Annotated in this window: 21 protein-coding genes; 5 read left to right on the top strand and 16 right to left on the bottom strand. The window is 69.4% G+C overall.

Annotated elements, in window-relative coordinates; genetic code table 11:
* Position 1: 1 nt before the first annotated feature.
* Both I7X39_RS09535 and I7X39_RS09530 read right to left on the bottom strand, forming a co-directional pair.
* Positions 2-1,198: an acyltransferase family protein gene (locus I7X39_RS09535; RefSeq protein ID WP_198110921.1), complete on the bottom strand. Its 1,197-nt coding sequence runs from the start codon at positions 1,196-1,198 to the stop codon at positions 2-4.
* 143 nt (positions 1,199-1,341) lie between these two features.
* Positions 1,342-1,821 (bottom strand): cupin domain-containing protein, encoded by a 480-nt coding sequence (locus tag I7X39_RS09530; protein ID WP_198110920.1) that lies wholly within the window; start codon positions 1,819-1,821, stop codon positions 1,342-1,344.
* Between the two features lie 28 nt (positions 1,822-1,849).
* Between I7X39_RS09530 and recQ the strand changes: the two genes are divergently transcribed.
* A complete protein-coding gene (recQ, locus tag I7X39_RS09525; RefSeq protein ID WP_198110919.1) occupies positions 1,850-3,718 on the top strand; it encodes a DNA helicase RecQ in 1,869 nt (622 codons plus the stop codon).
* 15 nt (positions 3,719-3,733) lie between these two features.
* Here recQ and I7X39_RS09520 read toward each other — a convergent pair whose 3' ends face one another.
* The 9 genes from I7X39_RS09520 to I7X39_RS09480 are packed head-to-tail and all read right to left on the bottom strand — an operon-like array spanning position 3,734 to position 11,176.
* Positions 3,734-4,162 (bottom strand): nuclear transport factor 2 family protein, encoded by a 429-nt coding sequence (locus I7X39_RS09520; RefSeq protein ID WP_198110918.1) that lies wholly within the window; start codon positions 4,160-4,162, stop codon positions 3,734-3,736.
* A complete protein-coding gene (locus I7X39_RS09515) occupies positions 4,159-4,944 on the bottom strand; it encodes an SDR family NAD(P)-dependent oxidoreductase (protein ID WP_198110917.1) in 786 nt (261 codons plus the stop codon). Before I7X39_RS09515 ends, I7X39_RS09520 begins: the two co-directional genes overlap by 4 nt.
* Entirely contained in the window at positions 4,941-5,468 is a 528-nt protein-coding gene (locus I7X39_RS09510; protein ID WP_198110916.1) for a DUF3833 domain-containing protein, read from the bottom strand. Before I7X39_RS09510 ends, I7X39_RS09515 begins: the two co-directional genes overlap by 4 nt.
* A complete protein-coding gene (locus tag I7X39_RS09505) occupies positions 5,465-6,694 on the bottom strand; it encodes an MFS transporter (RefSeq protein ID WP_198110915.1) in 1,230 nt (409 codons plus the stop codon). The genes I7X39_RS09510 and I7X39_RS09505 overlap by 4 nt, the downstream gene beginning before the upstream one ends.
* Positions 6,691-7,212 (bottom strand): chalcone isomerase family protein, encoded by a 522-nt coding sequence (locus I7X39_RS09500; protein WP_198110914.1) that lies wholly within the window; start codon positions 7,210-7,212, stop codon positions 6,691-6,693. The genes I7X39_RS09505 and I7X39_RS09500 overlap by 4 nt, the downstream gene beginning before the upstream one ends.
* The gene (locus I7X39_RS09495; RefSeq protein WP_198110913.1) at positions 7,181-8,392 is read right to left on the bottom strand and encodes an SAM-dependent methyltransferase; all 1,212 of its coding nucleotides are present in this window, start codon (positions 8,390-8,392) and stop codon (positions 7,181-7,183) included. Before I7X39_RS09495 ends, I7X39_RS09500 begins: the two co-directional genes overlap by 32 nt.
* Positions 8,392-9,159 carry a DUF1365 domain-containing protein gene (locus tag I7X39_RS09490; protein WP_375140770.1) on the bottom strand — a complete coding sequence of 256 codons (768 nt, stop codon included), beginning with the start codon at positions 9,157-9,159 and terminating at the stop codon, positions 8,392-8,394. Before I7X39_RS09490 ends, I7X39_RS09495 begins: the two co-directional genes overlap by 1 nt.
* The gene (locus I7X39_RS09485) at positions 9,150-10,616 is read right to left on the bottom strand and encodes an NAD(P)/FAD-dependent oxidoreductase (protein ID WP_232351846.1); all 1,467 of its coding nucleotides are present in this window, start codon (positions 10,614-10,616) and stop codon (positions 9,150-9,152) included. Before I7X39_RS09485 ends, I7X39_RS09490 begins: the two co-directional genes overlap by 10 nt.
* The gene (locus tag I7X39_RS09480; RefSeq protein WP_198110912.1) at positions 10,613-11,176 is read right to left on the bottom strand and encodes a glutathione peroxidase; all 564 of its coding nucleotides are present in this window, start codon (positions 11,174-11,176) and stop codon (positions 10,613-10,615) included. Before I7X39_RS09480 ends, I7X39_RS09485 begins: the two co-directional genes overlap by 4 nt.
* A 78-nt stretch (positions 11,177-11,254) precedes the next feature.
* Between I7X39_RS09480 and I7X39_RS09475 the strand changes: the two genes are divergently transcribed.
* Together I7X39_RS09475 and I7X39_RS09470 are read left to right on the top strand one after the other, a co-directional pair.
* Entirely contained in the window at positions 11,255-12,214 is a 960-nt protein-coding gene (locus I7X39_RS09475) for a MerR family transcriptional regulator (RefSeq protein WP_198110911.1), read from the top strand.
* Between the two features lie 41 nt (positions 12,215-12,255).
* Entirely contained in the window at positions 12,256-13,119 is an 864-nt protein-coding gene (locus I7X39_RS09470) for a ferritin family protein (RefSeq protein ID WP_198110910.1), read from the top strand.
* Between the two features lie 64 nt (positions 13,120-13,183).
* Here I7X39_RS09470 and I7X39_RS09465 read toward each other — a convergent pair whose 3' ends face one another.
* The 4 genes from I7X39_RS09465 to I7X39_RS09450 all read right to left on the bottom strand — a co-directional run bounded on the left by I7X39_RS09465 (position 13,184) and on the right by I7X39_RS09450 (position 17,753).
* Positions 13,184-14,113, bottom strand: a complete 930-nt coding sequence (locus I7X39_RS09465) for a hypothetical protein (protein WP_198110909.1) — start codon at positions 14,111-14,113, stop codon at positions 13,184-13,186.
* 11 nt (positions 14,114-14,124) lie between these two features.
* Positions 14,125-15,003 (bottom strand): ABC transporter ATP-binding protein, encoded by an 879-nt coding sequence (locus I7X39_RS09460; protein WP_198110908.1) that lies wholly within the window; start codon positions 15,001-15,003, stop codon positions 14,125-14,127.
* A complete protein-coding gene (locus tag I7X39_RS09455; RefSeq protein ID WP_198110907.1) occupies positions 15,000-15,353 on the bottom strand; it encodes a GntR family transcriptional regulator in 354 nt (117 codons plus the stop codon). The genes I7X39_RS09460 and I7X39_RS09455 overlap by 4 nt, the downstream gene beginning before the upstream one ends.
* Before the next feature lie 183 nt (positions 15,354-15,536).
* A complete protein-coding gene (locus I7X39_RS09450; protein ID WP_198110906.1) occupies positions 15,537-17,753 on the bottom strand; it encodes an aminotransferase class V-fold PLP-dependent enzyme in 2,217 nt (738 codons plus the stop codon).
* A gap of 104 nt (positions 17,754-17,857) precedes the next feature.
* On the opposite strand from I7X39_RS09450, the gene I7X39_RS09445 reads away from it, so the two are divergent.
* A complete protein-coding gene (locus tag I7X39_RS09445) occupies positions 17,858-18,319 on the top strand; it encodes an Lrp/AsnC family transcriptional regulator (RefSeq protein WP_310739903.1) in 462 nt (153 codons plus the stop codon).
* Here I7X39_RS09445 and I7X39_RS09440 read toward each other — a convergent pair whose 3' ends face one another.
* Complete coding sequence (locus tag I7X39_RS09440; protein WP_198110904.1) at positions 18,320-19,369, bottom strand: aminoglycoside phosphotransferase family protein; 1,050 nt, start codon at positions 19,367-19,369, stop codon at positions 18,320-18,322.
* Between the two features lie 96 nt (positions 19,370-19,465).
* On the opposite strand from I7X39_RS09440, the gene I7X39_RS09435 reads away from it, so the two are divergent.
* Positions 19,466-21,790, top strand: a complete 2,325-nt coding sequence (locus I7X39_RS09435; protein WP_198110903.1) for an LPS-assembly protein LptD — start codon at positions 19,466-19,468, stop codon at positions 21,788-21,790.

Below are 21,790 nucleotides of genomic sequence, written 5' to 3'. Positions count from 1 at the left end.
CTCAACCGACCCGCCTCAATCGCGCTCCAATCGTCAAGCGGCTCAGCCATCGCAAGCGCCTGGACCACACATCAACCCGGCTCATTGAGGGTCGTTCAATGAACTTGTAGCTGGCAAAGGCCATCATGATCAGCATGGGAGCCATTGCGGCAATAACTGCCCAATAGGCCAAAGCGGAAAGCCCAGCCGCAGCGCCCCGACCAAGCACCCATTGCATTACAAAATACAGAAAAATCCCATGCAACAGATAAATACCATAAGCCATATCACCAAGAAATCTTGATATCGGATGAGAAAGTAGTCCGTATAGATTGGTGCCAGCAGCAATATGCACGAAGGCGATGGTAAGCAGGCCAGTCACTGCCAGGTTGTGCGAACCAGACCACATTGCAAGCACTCCCGAGTACAGCAGCAGGCACCCTAAGGATGCACCGGGCGTTTTGGCCCATTTGCGGAAATTCGCGTTCCTTACCGCATAGGCCGCGACGATGCCGCCCAGGAAGGGTGCCAGATGAATCAGCCGCTTTTCATAAGTGAAGAAGACGATCAGCAGGGCCAAGCTGACACCGAGCGCCAGCCAAGTCGTGCGCGCTCCTGCAAATATGGCAAGTAGTGGCAGCGAAAAGTAGAAAAACCATTCGAACGGCAGGGACCAGACAACACCGGCCGTAATCACAAAGGTCTGCGAGAGTCCATTGAGATCGCGGGTCGAAAAGAATGTGAAGAGCAGCCAATGCAACATGTCCTTGGCCAAGGCCATTGCACCGACCCGAAGCTCGAAATCCGTCGCAGCGAATACCGCCAGCGTCATCAGGGCCAAAACAACAAGATACAGAGGCACTATTCTCAGAACGCGCGAAACATACATGCGCAACCAGTCAACAGCCTTCCCCCGACTGGCCAGCAGTTTTCCGTAAAACAGGAAACTGGTGATCATGAAAAACATATTGACCGCAGCCTCGCCCATATGGGTAAAAAGAGGAGAGGGCGGCGCTCGCCATGCCCCAGTGCGCACATAAAAATACCAAATGCTTGCGTGGTGAATAAAAACAAGCAGGGCCAAAAATCCCCGGAGCCCGTCAATGGTTTCGAACCGACTCGAATCGGGCACGCCGCCAGAGGCGCGCATGAGGAACGCGGCAGTAAGCCAAGCGATCACCAGTATCGCGAGCGCTGGAATGGGACTAAGCGGATCCATCGAAAGCTGGACTTCATTGATTCAGAGTACGGCACCATGCCACAGCCGCCGGAGAGGCTCGAATGGGTCTGCAGGTGGATCCATCTCGCCAACGAAGCGAAGCTCAGTCGCACCACGATAGACCGGCGCGCTGGTCCAACCCGTCAGGGTTCGTCGTCCCAGTAATCCAGCGAATCCGCCCGCCGCTGCATGAAGCTCGTGCCCGGCGGGCCCGGAAAGGCGCCGACCTTGCCCGAATCCGGGTACTCGCAGACCTCGGGCCGCTGCATGGTGCTGACCGACAGGTACTTCAGGTCGCGCGTGCCGGTGTTGATCAGGTGATGCGGGTACTCGGGCCCGGCGGGGATGAAGATCACGTCGCCGGGCTTCACGGGCAGCATCTCCTCGGCCACGCGCAGCGTGCCCTCGCCTTCCAGGATGACGAACAGCTCCTCCTGCGCCCAATGGAAGTGGTAGGGGCAGCTGCGCTTGCCGGGCGGCACGATGTCGTAGGCGCAGCCCAGCTGCTGCGCGGCCGTGCCCTCGCTCACGCCGCCGCTGCGGCTGCGGTACAGCGGCAGGCGCTCCAGCGCTTCCAGCGGCAGCTCGTGCAGGTTGCGGATCAGCTTCTCTCTCAGGCTCATCGGGTGGCTCCCTGACAATTCCCGGGCAATGTCCCAGTCCCGCGATCTTCAAGAGGCGCAAGCCGTCCTGCAACAAGTCTTTGGTTATCCGAGCTTCCGGGGCCTGCAGGCCGAGGTGGTGGCCGAGGCCGTGGCGGGGCGCGATGCCCTGGTGCTGATGCCCACCGGCGCGGGCAAATCGCTCTGCTACCAGGTGCCGGCCATCGTGCGCCAGCGTCAGGGCAAGGGCGTGACCCTGGTGGTCAGCCCGCTGATCGCGCTGATGCACGACCAGGTGGGGGCGCTGGAAGAGGTGGGCGTGCAGGCCGCCTTCCTGAACAGCAGCCAGGACTTCGAGGCCACCAAGCGCATCGAACGCGCCCTTCTGGCCGGCGAGCTGACCCTGCTCTACGCCGCGCCCGAGCGGGTCACCAACGCACGCTTCCAGGCCCTGCTGGATTCCTTGCACGAGCGCGGACTGCTGAGCCTCTTTGCCATCGACGAGGCGCATTGCGTCAGCCAGTGGGGGCACGATTTCCGCGAGGACTATCTGCAGCTCAACCTGCTGCACGAGCGCTACCCCGAGGTGCCGCGCTTGGCGCTCACCGCCACCGCCGACAGCCACACCCGCGCCGACATGGTGGAGCGCCTGCAGCTGCAGGACGCGCAGGTCTTCATCAGCAGCTTCGACCGCCCCAACATCCGCTACCGCGTGGTCGAGAAGAAAGACCCGCGCGCGCAGTTCCTGCGCTTCCTCTACGACGAGCACCGCGGCGATGCCGGCATCGTCTACTGCGGCAGCCGCAAGAAGGTGGATGAAACCGCCGAGTGGCTGGAGCAGCAGGGCATCAAGGCCCTGCCGTACCACGCCGGGCTGGACCAGGCCAAGCGCGCCAAGCACCAGGACCGCTTCTTGCGCGAGGACGGCGTGGTGATGGTGGCCACCATCGCCTTCGGCATGGGCATCGACAAGCCCGATGTGCGCTTCGTCGCCCATCTGGACCTGCCCAAGAACATCGAGGGCTATTACCAGGAGACCGGCCGTGCCGGCCGCGACGGCGAGCCCGCCAACGCCTGGATGGCCTATGGCCTGGCCGATGTGGTGCAGCAGCGCCGCATGATCGACGAGAGCCCGGCGCACGAGGACTTCAAGCGCATCCAGCGCAGCAAGCTCGACGCCCTGCTGGCCCTGGCGGAAAGCACCGACTGCCGGCGCCAGCGCCTGCTGGCCTATTTCGATGAAGACAGCCAACCCTGCGGCAATTGCGACAACTGCCTGCAGCCCCCCGCCGTGTGGGACGCCACCGAGCCCGCGCGCATGGCATTGAGCTGCATCTACCGCTTCCAGAAGGAGCGCAACCAGCGCTTCGGCGCCGGGCATCTGATCGACGTGCTGCGCGGCAAGGAAACCGACAAGACGCGCCAGCACCGCCACCAGGAACTCAGCACCTGGGGCATCGGCCGCATGGTCACCGAAACCCAGTGGCGCGCCGTGCTGCGCCAGTTGATTGCGCTGGGTGCCGTGGAGGTCGAGGGCGAGTACCAGACCCTGTGCCTGGGCGAAGCCGCCAAGCCCGTGCTGCGCGGCGAGCAGGCGGTGAAGCTGCGCGAGGGCACGGGCGAAGGCAAGGTGCGCGCCAGCAAGAAGCCCGGGGGCAGCACGGCGGCCGCCGAACCCCTGAACCTGGACGCCGAGGCCAAGGTCCGCCTGGAAGCGCTGCGTGCCTGGCGCACCGAGGTGGCCCGCGAGCACGACCTGCCGGCCTACCTGATCTTCCCCAACAGCACCTTGAACGAACTGGCGGTGAAGGCACCGCGCACGCTCGATGAGGTGGCGGGGGTCAGCGGCGTCGGGGCGAAGAAGCTCGAGGCCTATGGGCGGGAGATCTTGCGGGTGCTGGAAGCGGTGAACCCGTAGGACAAGACGGCAGCGCTAGGCCCGCAGGCGCCGCTTCAAGCGCTTCAACACCCAGCCCAGCACCGGCACGCGCTCCCACAGCTCCTCGGCGGCGTCCCAGTAATCGCGGTGGTAGATCACCCGCCCATCCGGCGCGAAGCGCAGGTGGCTGCTGCCGTGGATGCGCCACTCGTCCGCCTGGCCGGGGCGGCGGAACAGGAAGTCCCAGGTCAGAAAAGCCTGCTCGCCCTGCGCAAAGGCGTCGCGCACCACGAAGCGGGGCTGCTCCAGGGTCTCGAACATATGGGCAAAGATGCGCTGCACCGCCGCCAGGCCACGCACCTCGTTGAAGGGGTCGCGGAAGTAGGCGTGTTCGCCGTACAGCTCGCCCAGGCGTGCCAGGTCATTCGGCTGCAGGGCCTCGAAGAACTGCCGCACGGCGGCCAGGCGCGGGTCGGTGCTCACAGCTGCGTGCCCTTGCGCACCAGCCAGAAGTAGGGTCGCGCCGGCAGGTGGCGCAGGAACTTGACGAAGCGGGTGAAGCGCTTGGGGAAATGGATCTCGAAGTCGCCGTCCTGCCAGCCCTCCAGGATGGCGGCCGCCGCCTGCTCGGGGGTCTGCAGCGCGGGCATCTTGAAGTCGTTCTGCGCCGTCATCGGCGTGGCCACGAAGCCGGGGTTGACGACGGAGACGCCCAAGCCCTTGGGCGCCAGGTCCAGGTACAGCGTTTCGGCCAGGTGGATGAGCGCGGCCTTGGCTGGCCCGTAGCCCAGGGCCTTGGGCAGGCCGCGGTAGCCGGCCACGCTGCTCACCAGGCTCAGGTGCCCGCCCTGGCCGGCCTGGCCTTGCGCCAGCAACTGCGGCAGCAGCGCGTCCAGCAGGTTCAGCGCGCCCTGGTAGTTCGTCTGCCACTGCGCGGTGGCGCTGGCCAGGTCGAAGTGGTCGGCGCGCAGCGGGGTGTAGGTGCCGGCGCAGTAGACCGCCAGGTCCACGCGGCCAGTCTTGGCCACCAGGGTGCGCAGCGCGCTCTTCAGGGCCGCGGGGTCGAGCACGTCGGCCGGCAGGGCCAGGCTGCCGGGGTGGGCGTCGGCATAGGCCTGCAGCTTGTCGGCACCGCGCGCACTCACGGCCACGGTGGCGCCGGCGGCGTGCAGCGCTTCGGCCAAGGCGGCGCCGATGCCGGTGCTGGCACCGATCAGCCAGACCACCTGACCTTGCCAACTTTTGAACTTGGGATTGAGGCTCATCGACTGAAGCTGAGGGTGACCTCACCGAGATCAATACCGAATTTGCGCATGCGCGCCTTGTTGATCATCACCCGTTCGTCGATGAGCCACATCCAGTCGTCGAACTGCACTTCGTAGACCTTGCCGTCCACCGGCAGCTTCAGGGTGTAGCCCCAGCGCAGCGCGTTGCCGGCGGCCTGACCCTGGGCCTCGCCCACCACGTCGTCGGCGCGGCCGCTGTAGCGGCCATTGCCGTGGTGGGTCAGGCGCCAGACGCGGCGCTCCTTGCGGCCGTCGCTGTACTCAAAGTCTTCTTCCAGCACGCCCTGCTCGCCCTGCCAGCGGCCCACCATGCGCACCACAAAGCGCGCCTTGACGTGGCCGTTGCGGTCGGTGAACACGCCGTGGCCGACGAGCGGGCCGTTGAAGTACTGGCGCAGGTCCAGCGGGGGGCGTTCCTGGGCGTAGTCCTGCACGTCCGGGCCGGCGCAAGCGCTCAGCAGCAGGGGGGCCGGCAAGGCGGCCAGCAGAAAACGTCGTTTCATAAGGAGTCCTTGTCGCGCCCGAAGCAGCGCCACAGCAGGCCCAGCGCCAGGGCCTTGAGCAGGCAGGGCAGCAGGGCATAGCACAGGGTGAGGGCCTGCAGCGACGCGGCGTCGCGCGCGCCCTCGCGGTAGCCCAGGCCTTGCAGCAGGGGCAGGGCCAGGCCGGCGGCCAGGGCCAGGTTGAGCTTGGTGGTGGCCGTCCACCAGCCGAAAAAGCTGCCTTCGGCGTGGCCGGCCAGGCCGCTGCGCTGCACCACACGGGTCAGCATGGCGCCGGGGATGGCCAGGTCCGCACCCGCGGCCGCGCCCGTCACGGCGCAGACGAGCAGGAACAGCCCGCGGTCTCCCGCCTCCAGGCCCAGCACGCCGATGAAGCCGGCGATGGCGAGTGCCATGCCCAGCGCCCAGCTGCGCGCCTGGCCAAGCCGTGCCACCGCACGCAGCCACAGCGGCAGCGCCAGCGCGGCCGCGGCGAAATAGACGAGCAGGTAGGCGGCCTCCCACTCGGGTGCTTGCAGGCGGTCGCGCACGAAGAACAGCAGCAGCGTGGCAGGGATGGCGGCGGCGATGCCGTTGAGCGCGTACACACCCAGCAGGCGGCGGAAGGCGGGGTAGCGCCAAGCCAGGCCGAAGGGCTTGGGCGCGGGCGCCTGCTCGGGCCCGGGCAGGGCCACGCGGCGCAGCGCGAGCAGGCTGAGCAGCAGGCCGATCAGCAGCAGCGCGGTGGTCCAGCCCCAGCCGGCCTGGCTCATCAGCACGCTGGCGGCCAGCACGCCGATCAGGCCCAGGCCCTCGCGCCAGGCCACCAGGCGGGTTTGCTGCACGGCCGCGCCCCCTAAGCGCGCGCCCCAGGCCTGGTGCGTCACCGCCAGCACGCTGTAGGCCAGGTAGCCCAGCACCAGCAGGGCGCCGGCCCAGGCCAGCAGAGCGGTGCCGCCTTGCGGAACCGGGAAGAACAGGCCGGCAAAGCACAGCGCCATCAGCGCGGCGGCGCCACCCATCACCGCCACCCAGCGCCCGGGGCGCAGCCAGCGGTCGGCCTGGCGGCCGATCCAGGGATCGGCCACGGCATCGATGCAGCGCGCGCCCAGCAGCAACGCGCCCAGCTGGGCCAGCGGCAGGCCGTACTCGCGGGCGTAATGCGCGGGCAGGCTCACGTACAGCGGCAGGGCCACGAAGGCCAGCGGCAGGCCGAGCAGGCCGTACTGCCAGGGCGCCGCGCTCACAGACCCAGCAGGCGCTTGCGCAGGCCCGGCTCCGAAGTGGCGGGGTGCAGCCAGATGCCGAAGAAGCGCGCCGCGGCCTCGCGGTCCAGCTGACCGGGCCGGGGCTGCCCGTTGTGCCAGAAGCGGGCGCCCTGCTGCGGTTCGTGCACGCCGCGCAGGCGGTCACCCTCGCGCACGTCCGGGAAGGCGGCCTTCAGCGCGGCGAGCCAGCGCTCGGCCTGCTCGGGCGCCAGCTCGCCTTGGCGGCGCATCTCATCGAGCGAGCGCTCGGCGATGCGCACGCCCTTGAGTTCGCGGGCGTAAACCAACTCCAGCGCAAAGGCCTGCTCGGTCCAGCGCTCGGGGTGCAGGGGCTGCGGGGCCAGCAGCTTGGCGTCGTACACATGCAGGCCCAGGTAGCGAAAGCGCCCCTGGCTGCGCAGCGGCCAGTCCTCATGCGCGCGCAGCGCCGGGCTGACGAGCAGGGTGGCCCCCGCCAGCAGCGCCTTACGCCTTGACCAGGGTGAACTGCACGACATCGGTGTTGCCCGTGGCGAAGGCCGCCTCGCAATAGGCCAGGTAGAACTCCCACAGGCGCTGGAAGCGGGTGTCGAAGCCCTGCGCCTGCACCTCGGCGGCGCGGGCCATGAAATCGGCACGCCAGCGCTTCAGCGTCTCGGCGTAGTCCGAGCCGAAGGCGAAGGTCTTCTCGATGCGCAGGCCCGCGGCCTCGGCCTGCTCGCGGAACACGCGCGGGCAGGGCAGCATGCCGCCGGGGAAGATGTACTGCTGGATGAAGTCGGTGTTGCGGCGGTAGCGCTCGAACAGCTCGTCGCGGATGACGATGCTCTGCACGCAGGCGCGGCCACCGGTCTTGAGCATGCGCGCCAGGGTCTGGAAGTAGGTCGGCCAGTAGGCCTCGCCCACCGCCTCGATCATCTCGATGGAGACGATGCCGTCGTACGGGCCATCGTTGAGGTCGCGGTAGTCCTGCAGGCGCAGGTCGGCCTTCAATCCGGCGCGCGCCAGGCGCTCCCGTGCATAGGCCAGCTGCTCATCGGAGAGCGTGATGCCGGTGACCTGCAGGCCGTAGTCGCGCGTGGCACGCTCGGCGATCGCCCCCCAGCCGCAGCCGATCTCCAGCAGGCGCTGGCCCGGCTTGAGGATGAGTTCCTCGAGCGCGCGGTCCATCTTGGCGTGCTGCGCGTCTTGCAGGCTTTGCGCGCGGCCGCCTTCGAACCAGGCGCTGCTGTAGTTCATGCTCGGGTCCAGCCAGAGCTTGTAGAACGCATTGCCCAGGTCGTAGTGCGCCACGATGTTGCGGCGGCTGCCGGCCTTGTTGTTGCGGTTCAGCCAGTGCTTGATGCGGTAGGCCAGCGCGCCCCACCAGCGGCCGTAGATGGCGGATTCCAGGCTGTTGCGGTTGCGCAGGAAGAGCGTGAGCAGGGCCGCCAGGTCGGGGCTGCTCCAGTGGCCTTCGATGTAGCTCTCGGCAACGCCGATGTCGCCGCGCTGCAGCGTGGCCTGGGCCATGGCCCAGTCGTGGATGCCCATGGCAGCGCGCGGGTGCAAGGGCTGGCCGGCGTGCAGGGTGCTGCCGTCGGGCAGCTGCAGGTCCAGGCTGCCGTGCTGCAGGTGCTGCAGCAGCTTGAAGACGGTGCGCACCGCCGCCGGGGCGTCGGCGGGCGGGGTCAGGGGTTTGACGAGCGTGGTGTCCATCAGCGGCTCAGTGCTTGAGGAGGGGGAAGGGGTTTGCTGAACCAGGGCACGCCCTTGAGCCACAGGCGCAGCGCGTGCCAGTGGATGCGGGCCACCAGCATCAGGCTGTGCAGGGGCTGTGCCAGGGCGGCGCGACGCAGGGCCGGGGGGGTCAGCGGCTCCAGCTGGCCGGCGATGCTGGTTTGCAGCAGCGCACGGCCCTGGTCGTCGTCGAGATCGATGCGGGCGATGCAGCGGGCATCTGCCCCCACGCGGCGGTGGAAGCGGAAGCGGTAGCGCCCCTGCACCTCGGCGAAGGGCGAGACATGGAAGACCTTGCGCGCCTGCGCCTCGGCACCACGCGCCAGGCCTTCGCCTTTCAGCAGGTACACGTGGCGCTCGCCAAAGGTGTTGTGCACCTCGGCCAGCACGGCGCGCAAGGACCCGTCGCGGCGCTCGCAGAACCAGAAGCTCACCGGCTTGAAGGCGTGACCGGCCACGCGAGGGAAACATTGCAGCCAGATCTCGCCGTCCACGCCCTCCACACCTTCGCGCGCCAGCAGGGCCTCGCACCAGGCCAGGGCGTCGGGGCCACTCTCGCCGTGGTCGGCGTCGTGGAAGCTGACCCAGGCGGCGCGGTTGCGCGCCAACGCCTGATCCGGCTGCAGGCGCAGCGAGCGCATGGGCAGCAGCAGAAAGAAGCTCGGCACCTCAAAGGCATGGGCGCGCGGCCACAGGCGGCGGTGGCGCACCGGGCCGCGGCCGAGCAGGGGGCGCTTCAGCTCCACACCCGCTCCATGGCCTGTTCCAACGCCTTGGCCGCCTGCAGACCGGACCACAGCCCATCCTCATGGAAGCCGTAGCGCGCCCAGGCGCCGGCAAACCACACATTCCCCTGGCCCTGCAGCTCGGGCAGGCGCTCCTGCGCGCGCACCGCGCCTTCGTCGAACACCGGGTGGGCGTAGTGGAACTCGCGGCTCTCTCCCTTCGGCTCGCGCAGCGGGTTCAGGCTCACCACCACCGGCTCGGCCCAAGGCAGGGGCTGCAGCTTGTTGATCAGGTAGTGCAGGCACACCGGGCGCTCGCCCGGGCCGGACTCAAAGTTCCACGCCGCCCAGGCGCGGCGGCGCTGCGGCAGCAGGCCGGCGTCGCCATGCAGCACGGCGCGGTTGTCCTGGTAGCGGATGGCGCCCAGCACCGAGCGCTCGGCGGGGCGCGCCTGCTCGCCCAGCAGGGCCAGGGCCTGGTCGCTGTGGCAGGCCAGAATGACAGCGTCGAAGCGCTGCTCACCCGAGGGGCCGCGCAGCCACACGCCTTCAGGGGCGCGGCGCAGCGCCAGCACGGGCTCGGCGGCGCGCACATCGGGCAAGGCCTTCTGGATGCGCTGCACGTACTCGCGCGAACCGCCGCGCACGGTGAACCATTGCGGGCGGTTGGCCACCTGCAGCAGGCCATGGTTGTGGCAGAAGCGGATCAGCGTGCCGATCGGGAAGGCGAGCATCTGCTGCACCGGGCAGGACCAGATGCAGGCCACCATCGGCAGCAGGTAAAGCGCGCGGAAGGCCTCGCCAAAGCCGCGGCGGTCCAGGAAGGCGCCGATGGGCTCGGCGAGCTCGCGGTCGTCGCCGCGCGCGGCCAGGGCCGTGCATTCGCGGTTGAAGCGCAGCAGCTCAGTCAGCATGCCCCAGAAGCGCGGGCGCAGCAGGTTGCGGCGCTGGGCGAACACGCTGTTGAGTTCGGAGCCGCACCACTCCAGGCCTTGCGCCTGGACGGAGAAGCTCATGTCGCTGTGCGCCACCGGCACGGCGAGTTGGCGGAACAGCTCCTGCAGCAGCGGGTAGGTGCGTTCGTTGAAGACCAGGAAACCGGTGTCCACGCCATGGCGCCGGCCGGCCTGCTCCCAGTCCACCGTGTGGGCATGGCCGCCGAGGCGGTTTTCGGTTTCGAACAGGGTCAGCTCAAACCGATGGCGCAGCGCCCAGGCCGCGCCCAGGCCGCTGATGCCGCCCCCCACCACGGCCACGCGCTGGCGCGGCCGGCCGGGTTCGGAGGCACCCGGCTGGCCCGGCGCACCGGGCGCGCGGCCACGCAGCCAGGGCAGCAGCTCGCTGGCGTGATCGGTGGGGCCCGGCGCGGGCGCAGGAGAAAGTGCCTGCCGACGAGCCGCCGCCCAATGGGGGAGTCCCAGGGAGGAGGAGGTAGGCGACGACCGCGTCATGGCGTCGGCAGGCAAAACTGGATTCATGGCTGGGCCTTGAGCAGGCGCTCGATCTCGGCCACCAGCTTGGGGCTGTCGGGGCTGGTCAGCGAGGTGAAGGCAGCGGCCGGCTTGCCGTCACGCCCCACCAGGTATTTGTGGAAGTTCCACTTCGGGTTGCTGTCCGTGGCCTTGGCCAGCGCCACGAAGAGCGGGTTGGCGTTGGGCTGGTCGGGCTTGACGACCGACTTGGCGAACATCGGGAACTTCACGTTGAAGGTGTTCGCGCAGAACTCGGCGATCTCCTTGTTCGTGCCGGGCTCCTGGCTGCCGAAGTCGTTCGAAGGGAAGCCCAGCACCACCAGGCCCTTGCTCTGGTAGCGGCGCTGCAGCGCCTCCAGGCCCTCGTACTGCTTCGTGAAGCCGCAGTAGCTGGCCGTGTTCACCACCAGCAGCACCTTGCCGGCGTACTGGCACAAGTCCTGCGGCGCTTCGTCCTGCAGGCGCGGCTGGCTCTGGTTCAGCAGCGCGGGGCAGTCGGCCCAGGCCGCGGGGCTGGCCAGGGCCAGCAGGGGGGCAAGCAGGAGGGCGAAGCGGATGTTGCGCATTTGTCTTGGTCAAATCTGGTGTCGGCGGGGCAATTGCAGCACAATGTCCAACGCATTGCAACTTTGTCCAAGACAAACATGGATCCCGTCGAGGTCTCTCCGCAGCTGGGCATCGCCGCCGTCGAACGCGACACCGGCCTGTCCAAGGACCTGCTGCGCGTGTGGGAGCGTCGTTACGGCTTCCCCACCCCGCGGCGCGATGCCCAGGGCGAGCGCCTCTACCCGCTGGAGCAGGTGCAGCGCCTGCGACAGATCAAGCGCCTGATCGACGCCGGCCACCGCCCGCACCAGGTCGTCAGCCTGGAAGCCCCCGAGTTGCAGGCCCGCCTGCAGGCCCTGCAGGAACGCCCGGCCACGACCCCGCTCACCGCCGCCGCGCCCGAGGGGGCCGAGCTTGACCGGCTGCTGGCCCCGCTGTTCCAGCACCAGCCGCACGAGTTGCTGGACGCGCTGCAGGCCGAGCTGCTGCGCCTGGGGCTGGAGCGCTTCATCGTCGAGCTGCTGGCCCCGCTGATCGAGCGCGTCGGCCAGCTCTGGGCCGACGGCCGGGTGCAGATCCATGAAGAGCACCTGTTCTCCGAGGTGGTGCAGCAACAGCTGCGCCGTGCGCTGGCCCAGCTGGGCCCGGCCCTGGGCGCGCGCCCGCGCGTGCTGCTTTCCACCCTGCCCGGCGAGGAACATGGCCTGGGCCTGCTGATGGTGCACTGCCTGCTCGCCGCCGCCGGCTGCGAATGCCGCTCGCTGGGCCTGCAGACGCCGCTGCCCGAGCTGGCGCAGGCCTGCGCCCGCCACGAAGCCGACGTGCTGGCGCTGAGCTTTTCCAGCTACGCCAGCCCGGCCCTGGTGGAAGAAGGCCTGCAGACCCTGCACGCCAGCTTGGCCGAACCCTGCGAGCTCTGGGCCGGCGGGCGCGCCGCCGGCCTGCGCCGCCCCTTTGCCCAGCGCCTGCAGCGCCTGCGCGTGCTGGCCGAACTGCCCGAGCTCGGCCGCGCGGTGCAAGCCTGGCGCAACCACGAAGGCCCTGCCACAAAGGCGTAAGGGTCACTCCCTAGAATGCGCCCTCTAATTTGAGGCCCCCCATGCTTTACCCCGAACTCTTCAAGCAGCTCGAAGCCGTGCGCTGGAACATGGAACGCGACATCCCCTGGGACGCGTTCGACCCCGCCAAGCTCAGCGACGAGCAGGCGCAGACCATCAAGATGAACGCCATCACCGAGTGGGCGGCACTGCCGGCCACCGAGATGTTCCTGCGTGACAACCGCGACGACAGCGACTTCTCCGCCTTCATGTCGGTGTGGTTCTTCGAAGAGCAGAAGCATTCCCTGGTGCTGATGGAGTACCTGCGCCGCTTCCGGCCCGATCTGGTGCCCACCGAAGCCGAGTTGCACGAGGTGCGCTTCGAGTTCGACCCCGCCCCGGCGCTCGAAACCCTGATGCTGCATTTCTGCGGCGAGATCCGCCTCAACCACTGGTACCGCCGTGCGGCCGAGTGGCATACCGAGCCGGTCATCAAGGCCATCTACGAAACCCTGGCGCGCGACGAAGCCCGCCACGGCGGCGCCTACCTGCGCTACATGAAGCAGGCCATGGGCCGCTTCGGCGACGAAGCGCGTGCCGCCTTCGCCAAGGTGGGCGTGCTGATGGCCAGCGCGCGCCGCACCGCGCAGGCGCTGCACCCCACCAATCTGCACGTCAACGCCAAGCTGTTCCCGCGCGACACCATCCAGAGCCGCCTGCCCGACCCGGCCTGGCTGGAAGCCTGGCTGGACAAGCAGATCCAGTTCGACGCCGTGTGGGAGAACAAGGTCGTCGAGCGCATCCTGCACAACATGAGCCTGCTGATGGAACGCAGCTTCGCCTCCGTGCAAGAGCTCAACCGCTTCCGCAAGGAAATGATGGGCAAGCTGGGCACGCCCCCCGCGGCCCCGCTGGCCAGCGCCTGAGCTCCGTCGCTCCCAAAGAAAAACGCCCGGCAAGCCGGGCGTTTTTTCATGGCGCCGCGCAGGCTCAAGTCATGTGCTTGCGCTTGTAGATCAGCAGCGCGAAGCAGGCCGCGGTGATGACCGCCCCCGACAGGAACTGCACGCTGGCCAGATTGCCGAGTTGGTTCAGCAGATCCTCGCCGACCAGATGCCAGATTTGGCCCAGGTCCATGTGGTCGGCCTGCATCGCCCCACCGCTGGCGGCTTGTATCTGGCCGGGATTGCCGATGAAAAAGGCCTGGCTGGCGCCTTTGGCATGGCCTTCCAGCCAGGCGCGCACGAGGTAGCGCGTGGCCGGCAGATTGGCCAGCAGCACCCCCGCCAGGGCCACGGCCGCCACGCCCCAGCGCTTCAACCAGGCCGAAGCCACCATCAGCAGCAGCAGCGCGGGCAGCAGCCACAGCAGGAACAGCGGCAGGCCCGCCACCAGGCGCACCAGGCCGGGCAGCAGCAGCTGCACCACCGAGCCCCACTGCACCTCGGCCAGGCCGGCAAAGCCCAGCAGCTTGACCGTGACGCCCGCGGCGATCACCAGCCCCGACACCGCGCCGGCGAACAAGGCGGCCAGCGGCACCAGCAGGCAGTGCGCCAGCAGCGTCGCGCCCAGGTGCTCGCTGTGCGAACCCGGCAGCGACATCCAGAACTCCAGCGAGCGGTCCTGCACGTCGCGGCGCGCCAGGCCCGACACCTGGAAGCTCATGGCCAGCAGCGAGAGCGACAGCACCGCCATCGTGCTGATGCCCCAGACCGCCGCCGTCAGCTTGCTGGCCTTGCCCAGCATCACCGCACTGATCTCGGCATTGACGCCCTCGTTCGGGCCCAGTTGCACGCCGCCGAAGGGCAGCGTCACCAGGGTGATCACCAGCGGCGCAAACATCACCAGCAGCCAGCCCCAGCGGTGCTGCATCCACTCGCGTTGCAGCAGGGTCTTGAAACGCATCGTTGCGACAGACATCGTGTTCTCCTTCAGGCGCGCGGCGCCAGTTCGGGCTTGCGCGTCAGCGCCACAAACAGATCCACCAGGCTGGGCCGGAAGCGCTGGCCCATGCTTTCCAGGTGCGGGGGCGGGGCGCCGTCAAACAGCGCGGCTGGCTTGCCGCCCATCGAGCGGTAGCGCAGCAGCGGGTGCGCGCGCGCCACCTCCTCGGCGGCCTCCGGGTCGTGGCTGAGCGCCACGAAGCGGCTCTCCATCGCCTCCAGGCTCAGGTTCAGCACCAGCTTGCCCTCGTCCATCATCAGCACGTCGGTCAGCAGGGCCTCGATCTCCTCCACCTGGTGGGTGCTGATCAGCACGCTGCGCTCACCGTCGCACCACTCGTCGATCAGCATCTCGTAAAAGCCCTTGCGGCTGATCACGTCCAGGCCCAGCGTGGGCTCGTCCAGGATCATCAGCTTGGCGTCGATGGCGGCGATCAGCGCCAGATGCAGCTGCACCACCATGCCCTTGGAGAGGCTCTTCACCTTGTCGTTCAGCCCCACCGAGGTCCGGCGCAGCAGCTGGCGCGCGCGCTCAGCGCTGAACTTCGGCTGCAGGCCGCTCATCAGCGTGATCAGCTCATGCGCCCGGGCCCAGCGCGGCAGCACCGCCACGTCGGGGATGTAGCTCAGCTCCGTCAGCAGCTGGCTGCGCTCGGCCACCGGGCTGCGGCCCAGCACCGTCAGCTCCCCCTCGGTCGCCTTCAAGCCCACCAGGGCCTTCATCAGCGTGGTTTTGCCGGCGCCGTTGTGGCCCAGCAGGCCCACCACCCGGCCCTTGGGCAGGGTGAAGGACACATCGTCCACCGCCGTCTTGTTGCGCCCGTAGCGCAGGGTCACGCCCTTGGCTTCGATCAGATTGCTCATCATGCGTGCTCCCAGTTCAGATCCTTGGCCGACAGGCCCATGCGGCGCAGGCGCTCCCGCAGCACCGGCCACTCATCGCGCAGAAAGCTGTCGCGCTCGCTCTGCATCAGGCGGTGGCGCGCGCCCTCGGTCACATACATGCCCAGACCCCGGCGCGGCTCCAGAAAGCCCTCGTCCACCAGCGACTGCAGCGCGCGGCTCACGGTCAGCGGGTTGATCAGGTACTGCTGGGCCAGCTGGCGCACCGAAGGCATCGGCTGCCCTTCGGCCGGCTCGCCGTCGAGCAGATGGCCGGCCAGCTGCTGGGCCAGCTGCCGGTAGATCGGCGCCGAGTCGTTCCAGTTGTTGAGCATAGGACGCTCCCGCTAGGGTGTGTTGGTGAGGTAACACACTATGCCGGGGGCCCCCGAACGGGCCCAGGCGGGTGCGACACGCCGGAGCGCCAGAGCGACGAACTGCAGAAATGGCGGATCGGCTGTCGGCCCCTGGATTTCCTGAGTCAGCCCGTCAGCAGACCTGCGCCGCCGACCCTGGCATCAGCGCGGCTCGCGTGCAGGCCACAGCGCCAGGCCGCCGGCCACGCTCCAGGCCTGGCCGAAGCCCAGGCGGCGCAGCGCACGGGCGGCCAGGGCACTGCGGTTGCCGCTGCGGCAGATGAAGTACAGCGGCGTCTGGCGCGGCAGCTCGGCCAGCCAGTCGGGCAGCTCGGCGGCCAGTTCCGACCAGGGCAGCGCGCGCATCGGCACGCCGGCCGGCGCGGGCGCGGTGCCCAAGCGCTGCTCATAGGGTTCGCGCACATCCACCAGCAGGCCGCCGGGTTGGAGCGCGGCCGCAACCAGCTCCACGGGCTCGCTGCCCTGCGCGCAGTCCACGCGGGCGCCGCAGGCCAGGGTCTGGTACTCGGTGGGGCCGAGGTGCTGCTCCAGCTGGGCCTTGGCGCGGGCAAAGCCGGCGTCGTCCAGCTGGCCGCTCAGCACGCCGTCCAGTAGGGGCTGGGCAGCGCGCTCCACCGCCAGGGTGCAGGCCAGGCGGTGTTCGTAGTCGTGCCCGGGCAGCAGCAAGGTGTGCGGGCCCACGGCCTGCAGCAGGGTGCGCAGCGAGGTGCCGTAGGCCGCCGGGGCCGATTGGGCGAAATCGCTGCGGCCCAGGGCGCCGGGCAGCACGGTGTCGCCCACGCAGGCCAGGCGCAGGCCCTGGGGGCCATGCAGCAGGTAGGCGGTGGAATCCTCGGTGTGGCCGGGCAGGGGCAGGCGGGTGAGCCAGCTGGCGCCGAGCTCCAGCGCCTGCAGGCTCTGCGGCCAGCCCAGGGTATCGGCCGGCTGCAACAGCTCGGCCGGCAGGGCCTGGCGCAACTCGGCGGCGGAAGAGGCGTGATCGCCATGGCTGTGGGTGTCCAGCACGGCGAGCAGGCGCGCTTGGTGGGCGCGCAGCCAGGTCAGCAGACGCGGCGTGAGCTCGGGCAGGGGGTCGACGACGACGCAGCGGCGGCTGTCGGGGTCAGCCAGCACGTAGCAGCAGGCGCCGTCCACCACGAAGCGGGTGAGTGCAGGCAGGCGGCCGGGGGTGGCGGCGCCGGGCAGCTCGCCACAGGCCTGCAGCGCCTGGGCGCAGGCGGCCAGGCGGGAGCAGGCGGCGTCGATCAGGGCGGCGTCATCGGCCGCGCCAAAGGACAGGCGCACTGCCGCGGCGGTCTGCCAAGCCGGCAGGCCCATGGCTTGCAGCACATCGCTGGGCTGTGCGCGCGCAGCGCCGCAGGCCGAACCGCCGCTCAGGCGCAGGCCGGCGGCGTCGAACAGATCAAGCAGTTGGCGGGCGCTGAAGCCGGGCACGGAGAAGTTCAGCGTGGTGGGCAGGCTGAGTTCCAACGGGGCGTTGAGCACCAGGCCCGGAAAGGCGGCGCGCAGGGCCTGGGCCAGGCGTTCGCGCCGCGCCTGCAGCTCGGCCGCCGGGGCGAACACGCCGCCCTGCTCCAAGGCGCTCAGCACGGCACCCAGCGCGGCAATGCCGGCCATGTTCTCGGTGCCCGAGCGCAGCGAACCTTCCTGGCCGCCGCCGGCCATCAGCGGCGTGAAGGGCGCACCTTCGCGCACATAGAGCAGGCCCACGCCCTTGGGGGCGTAGAGCTTGTGGCCGGAAAAGGGCGCGTAGTCGATGCCGCGCTCCAGCAGGCGCAGGGGCAGCTTGCCCAGGGCTTGCACCCCGTCCACCAGCCAAAGCGCGCTGCTGCCGGCAAGCGCGGCGGCAATGCCGTCGAGGTCGGAGATGACGCCGGTCTCGTTGTTCGCCGCCATGGTGCAGACCAGGCCGGCCTGGGGCGCGTGGGCGCGCAGCCAGGCGAGGTCATGGCGGCCGTAGGGGCCGACCGGGATGGCGCGGACCTCCAGGCTCAGGCCGAGCAGCGCATTCCAGTGGCGCAGGGCCTCGGGCACGGCCTTGTGCTCGGTGGCGCCGTAGAGCAGCAGGGCGGGGATGGCTTCGCCGGCGGCGCGGCGCTCGCGCAGCGCGTTCAGGGCCGAGAGCACGGCGGTCTGGATGCCTTCGGTGGCGCCGCTGGTGAAGAGCAGCTGGCCGCTCGGCGCCTGCAGCACGCGGCGGGCGGTGGCGCGCACGCCATCCAGCAGGGCGCGCGCCTTCAGGCCGGCGCCATGGATGCTGCTGGGGTTGCCGAACGCCTCGGCCATGACGGCCAGCGCGGCGGCGCGGGCCTGGGGCAGGACGGGGGTGGTGGCGTTGGCGTCGAGGTAGATCTCCATGGGGCCGGAATTCTGTTCGCCGGGGTGGAGAAGCCGAGTGCAAACTCTCGCTTGATTTCCCGTATCAATGGAATTTGATTCCCATCAAGATGCCAAAGACGAAACTGGATTCCATAGACCGCAAGATCCTGGCCCTGCTGCAGGAAAACGCCGAGCTGCCGGTGGCCGAGCTGGCCGAGCAGGTGGGGCTGTCGCAAACGCCCTGCTGGCGGCGCGTGCAGCGCCTGAAGGAGCGCGGCGTGATCCGGCGCAGCGTGATGCTGGTGGACCCGCAGCAGGTGAACGTGGGGGTGACGGTGTTCGTGTCGATTCGCACCAGCACTCACTCCGAGGCCTGGTTCCAGCAGTTCAAAGCCGCGGTGGAGCTGATCCCCGAGGTGGTGGAGTTCTACCGGATGAGCGGCGAGGTGGACTACCTGCTGCGCGTGGTGGTGCCGGACATCGCCGCCTACGACAAGGTCTACAAGCGCCTGATTGCCGGCACGCAGCTGTTCGACGTGAGCTCGAGCTTCGCGATGGAGGAGATCAAGTTCACCACCGCGCTGCCGCTCGCTTATGCGGAGTGATCAGCGCAGTGTGAAGTCGGTCGCCGTCAGCCCCGGACGCAAGGCTTCCAGCAGGGGCAGCAGGGGCTTGAGCTCGCGGTAGCGCGCCGCCGTCTTGGTGGCGTAGGCCAGGAAGCGCGGCAGATCTTGCGCATAGGCGGGCTTGCCGTCGCGGATCTTGAGCCGGCAGAACAGGCCCAGGATCTTCAGATGGCGCTGCAGCGCGCACCACTCGATGGCGCGCCAGCATTCGCCGAAGTCGGCGTCCCAGGGGATGCCAGCCTTGCGCGCCTGCTCCCAGTAGCGCACCGCCCAGTCGAGCTCCTGCTCTTCGTCCCAGCTGATGAAGGCGTCGCGCAGCAGCGAGGCGATGTCGTAGCCGGCCGGGCCCTGCAGGGCGTCCTGGAAGTCCAGCAGGCCGGGCGCGCCGCCGGCTTGCGCGGGCTGCATCAGGTTGCGCGGCATGTAGTCGCGGTACACAAAGCCCTGCGGCTGCGTGGCAAAGGCGCCCACCAGGGCCTGGCAGACCGCGTCCCAGTACTTCTGCTGCTGGGTGGTCCAGGTTTGGCCGAACTCCTGACGCACGCACCATTCGGGGAAGAGCTCCAGCTCGCGGCGGATCAGCGCCTCGTCGTAGGGTGGCAGGCCGCTGTCATCCACCTTCGCCTGCAGCTGCACCAGGGTGGCGATGGCCGCGCGCATCAGGGCGTCGGCGTCCCCGGCCGCCGCGGCCTGGGCCTGCTGCAGCAGCGGCAGGTAGGTGGAGCGCCCCAGGTCCTCCAGCAGTAGGAAGCCCTGCGCCAGGTCTTGCGCATGGCAGGCCGGCGCGTGGCCGCCGGCAGCAAGCAGGCGCTGCTGCACATCCAGAAAGGGCTCCAGCCGGTTGTGGGCGGGCGGGGCGTCCATCACGATGAAGCTGCCCTGCGCACCCTGCACGCGCCAGTAGCGGCGCGCGCTGGCATCGGCCGCGGCGGGCTCCAGGGTGTCGGGGCGCAGGGCCAGGGGCAGGGTGGCCAGCCAGGCGCGGCAATGGGCCTCGCGCTCGGGCGCGAACCAGGAAGAAGAGGACATGGGGAGCAGCGGAGGCACAGTGCCCGGCGGGCGCTGGTGATAATGAATTCTAGAAAGCCCCATCCGAGTCAAAGCGGCACCGCCCGCGTCTGCGCCGTGCCGCGTTCCTCCGCCCTGCCCCCCTCGCTGCTCACCCCCCTGCTGCTGGCCCTGCTGGCCGGCCCGCTGCACGCCCAGACCACAGCGCCCGAGCTGCGCACCATCAAGACCCTCAGCGCCCGCGATGGCAACCGCGGTGCGATGGTGCTGCGCGCCCAGCGCATCGATGCCCTGCTCGGCCAGCGCCTGATGGCGCAGGGCGAGGTGGAGCTGCGCCACGCCGACACCCTGCTGCGCGCGCCCAGCCTGGTTTACGAAGAGGCCAAGGACGAGGTCAGCAGCCCCGGGCCGGTGGAGCTGGAGCACCTGGGCAACCAGGCGCGCGGCCATCACCTGCGCCTGCAGCTGGAGGCCTTCATCGGCGAGCTGCTGGAGCCGCAGTACCGCATCGCCCAGACCGGCGGCAGCGGCAAGGCCAGCCGGCTCGACTTCCTGGGCGACAAGCAGCTGCGCGCCGCCGATGCCAGCTACTCCAGCTGCCCGCGCGAAGAGAACGTCGAACCCGACTGGGAGCTGCAGACCCAGCGCCTGGAACTGAACCTGAAGGACAACGTGGGCGTGGCGCGCGGCGCCGTGCTGCGCTTCCTGGGCGTGCCCATCCTGGCCGCGCCGGGTTTCTCCTTTCCGCTGGGTGATGAACGCAAGTCCGGCTGGCTGCCCCCGCATGTGGGCGCGGACAACCGCAGCGGCATCGAGCTGGCCGTACCCTACTACTTCAACCTCGCGCCGAACTACGACGCCACGCTCACGCCCTTCGCGATGACGCGGCGCGGCTTCGGCGCCGACGGCGAGCTGCGCTGGCTGGGCGAGGACCTGAGCGCCGAGCTCTCCGGCAGCCTGCTGCCGCACGACCGCGCGCTGGGGCAGGAACGCTGGTCGGCCCAGCTGCGCGCGCGCGGCGAGCTGCTGCCCGGGCTGCGCACGCGCGTGGCCATGGAAACCGTCAGCGACGACGACTACTGGAAGGACCTGCGCCGCCGCATCAGCAGCCCGACGCCGCGCCTGCTGGCGCGCGAATGGCTGGCCGAGCGCAGCGGCCACTGGGGCACGCCCACTGCCGGCGCCAACTGGCAGGGCTATGCGCGCATGCAGGCCTGGCAGGTGCTGCAGACCGTCGAGACCGCCACCCGCATCACCGCTCCCTACCAGCGCGAGCCCCAGCTGGGCCTGCGCCTGCGCAGCGGCAGCGAGTTCGACCTCGGCCTGCTGCCGGCCCGCCAGCGCACGCGCCTGGAAGGCTCGCTGGAGCTGGAGTACAACCGCTTCACGCTGCCGCGTACCGCACAGGCCGGTCAGTTGGCCGGGGGCGAGCGCGTGCACCTGCTGGGCGACCTGAGCCTGCCGCTGGGCGACACCGCCTGGTGGTTCACGCCGCGGCTGCGCGTGAACAGCGCCGAGTACCGCGTCAGCCAGGCCCTGGCCGACGGCCGCCGCCGCGCCAGCCGCACGATTCCGAGCTTCTCCATCGACACCGGCCTGGCCTTCGAGCGCGACAGCAAACTGCTCGGCCGCCCGGTGCTGCAAAGCCTGGAGCCGCGCCTGCTCTATGTGCAGACGCCCTACCGCGCGCAGGACCAGCTGCCCAACTTCGATTCGGCGCCACGCGATTTCAACGTCGACTCGATCTACAGCGTCAACGAGTTCACCGGCATCGATCGCGTGGCCGACGCGCGCCAGCTCGCCTTCGGCGCGGTGAGCCGCTGGGTGGACGCCAACGACGGTGACGAGCGCCTGCGCCTGGGCCTGGTGCAGCGCTACCAGTTCCGCCCGCAGCGCATCACCGCCGAGGCCGACGGCGTGAACCGCCGCTTCTCCGACCTGCTGCTGGCCGGTGCCGCCCACCTCAGCAGCCCCTGGTGGGCAGATGCCGCCGTGCAATACGACCCCGACGGCCAGCGCAGCGTGCGCACCGTGCTGGCGGCGCGCTACCAGCCCGGGCCCTTCCGCACCGTCAGCCTGACTTACCGCCTGACGCGCGGCCAGAACGAGCAGATGGATCTGGCCTGGCAATGGCCGCTGTGGGGCCGCAGCCTGAAGAGCAACGGCAGCTGCCAGGGCGCCTGGTACAGCGCCGGCCGTGTGCAGTACAGCCTGAAGGACAGCCGTGTCACCGATTCCCTGCTCGGCGTGGAGTACGACGCCGGCTGCTGGGTGCTGCGCATGGGCGTGGAGCGGCTCTCCACCGGCCTGGCTGAATCCAGCACGCGATTCCTGCTGCAGCTGGAGCTCGTCGGCCTGTCCCGCTTCGGCTCCAATGCGCTGAAGGTCCTGAGGGACAATGTGCCCGGTTACCGCCCCCTGGCCAGCGACAAGGCCCCCTGA

This window comes from Inhella proteolytica (genome assembly GCF_016093275.1).
In the GTDB taxonomy this organism is placed as follows: Bacteria; Pseudomonadota; Gammaproteobacteria; order Burkholderiales; family Burkholderiaceae_C; genus Inhella; species Inhella proteolytica.
This window is presented reverse-complemented; position numbering and strand designations above follow the sequence as displayed.

Coding starts and splice junctions, on each gene's coding strand:
- I7X39_RS09535 (WP_198110921.1), bottom strand. CDS start 1,198: ATGGATCCGCTTAGTCCCATTCCAGCGCTCGCGATACTGGTGATCGCT.
- I7X39_RS09530 (WP_198110920.1), bottom strand. CDS start 1,821: ATGAGCCTGAGAGAGAAGCTGATCCGCAACCTGCACGAGCTGCCGCTG.
- recQ (WP_198110919.1), top strand. CDS start 1,850: ATGTCCCAGTCCCGCGATCTTCAAGAGGCGCAAGCCGTCCTGCAACAA.
- I7X39_RS09515 (WP_198110917.1), bottom strand. CDS start 4,944: ATGAGCCTCAATCCCAAGTTCAAAAGTTGGCAAGGTCAGGTGGTCTGG.
- I7X39_RS09510 (WP_198110916.1), bottom strand. CDS start 5,468: ATGAAACGACGTTTTCTGCTGGCCGCCTTGCCGGCCCCCCTGCTGCTG.
- I7X39_RS09500 (WP_198110914.1), bottom strand. CDS start 7,212: ATGTCGTGCAGTTCACCCTGGTCAAGGCGTAAGGCGCTGCTGGCGGGG.
- I7X39_RS09495 (WP_198110913.1), bottom strand. CDS start 8,392: ATGGACACCACGCTCGTCAAACCCCTGACCCCGCCCGCCGACGCCCCG.
- I7X39_RS09485 (WP_232351846.1), bottom strand. CDS start 10,616: ATGAATCCAGTTTTGCCTGCCGACGCCATGACGCGGTCGTCGCCTACC.
- I7X39_RS09480 (WP_198110912.1), bottom strand. CDS start 11,176: ATGCGCAACATCCGCTTCGCCCTCCTGCTTGCCCCCCTGCTGGCCCTG.
- I7X39_RS09475 (WP_198110911.1), top strand. CDS start 11,255: ATGGATCCCGTCGAGGTCTCTCCGCAGCTGGGCATCGCCGCCGTCGAA.
- I7X39_RS09470 (WP_198110910.1), top strand. CDS start 12,256: ATGCTTTACCCCGAACTCTTCAAGCAGCTCGAAGCCGTGCGCTGGAAC.
- I7X39_RS09465 (WP_198110909.1), bottom strand. CDS start 14,113: ATGTCTGTCGCAACGATGCGTTTCAAGACCCTGCTGCAACGCGAGTGG.
- I7X39_RS09460 (WP_198110908.1), bottom strand. CDS start 15,003: ATGATGAGCAATCTGATCGAAGCCAAGGGCGTGACCCTGCGCTACGGG.
- I7X39_RS09455 (WP_198110907.1), bottom strand. CDS start 15,353: ATGCTCAACAACTGGAACGACTCGGCGCCGATCTACCGGCAGCTGGCC.
- I7X39_RS09450 (WP_198110906.1), bottom strand. CDS start 17,753: ATGGAGATCTACCTCGACGCCAACGCCACCACCCCCGTCCTGCCCCAG.
- I7X39_RS09440 (WP_198110904.1), bottom strand. CDS start 19,369: ATGTCCTCTTCTTCCTGGTTCGCGCCCGAGCGCGAGGCCCATTGCCGC.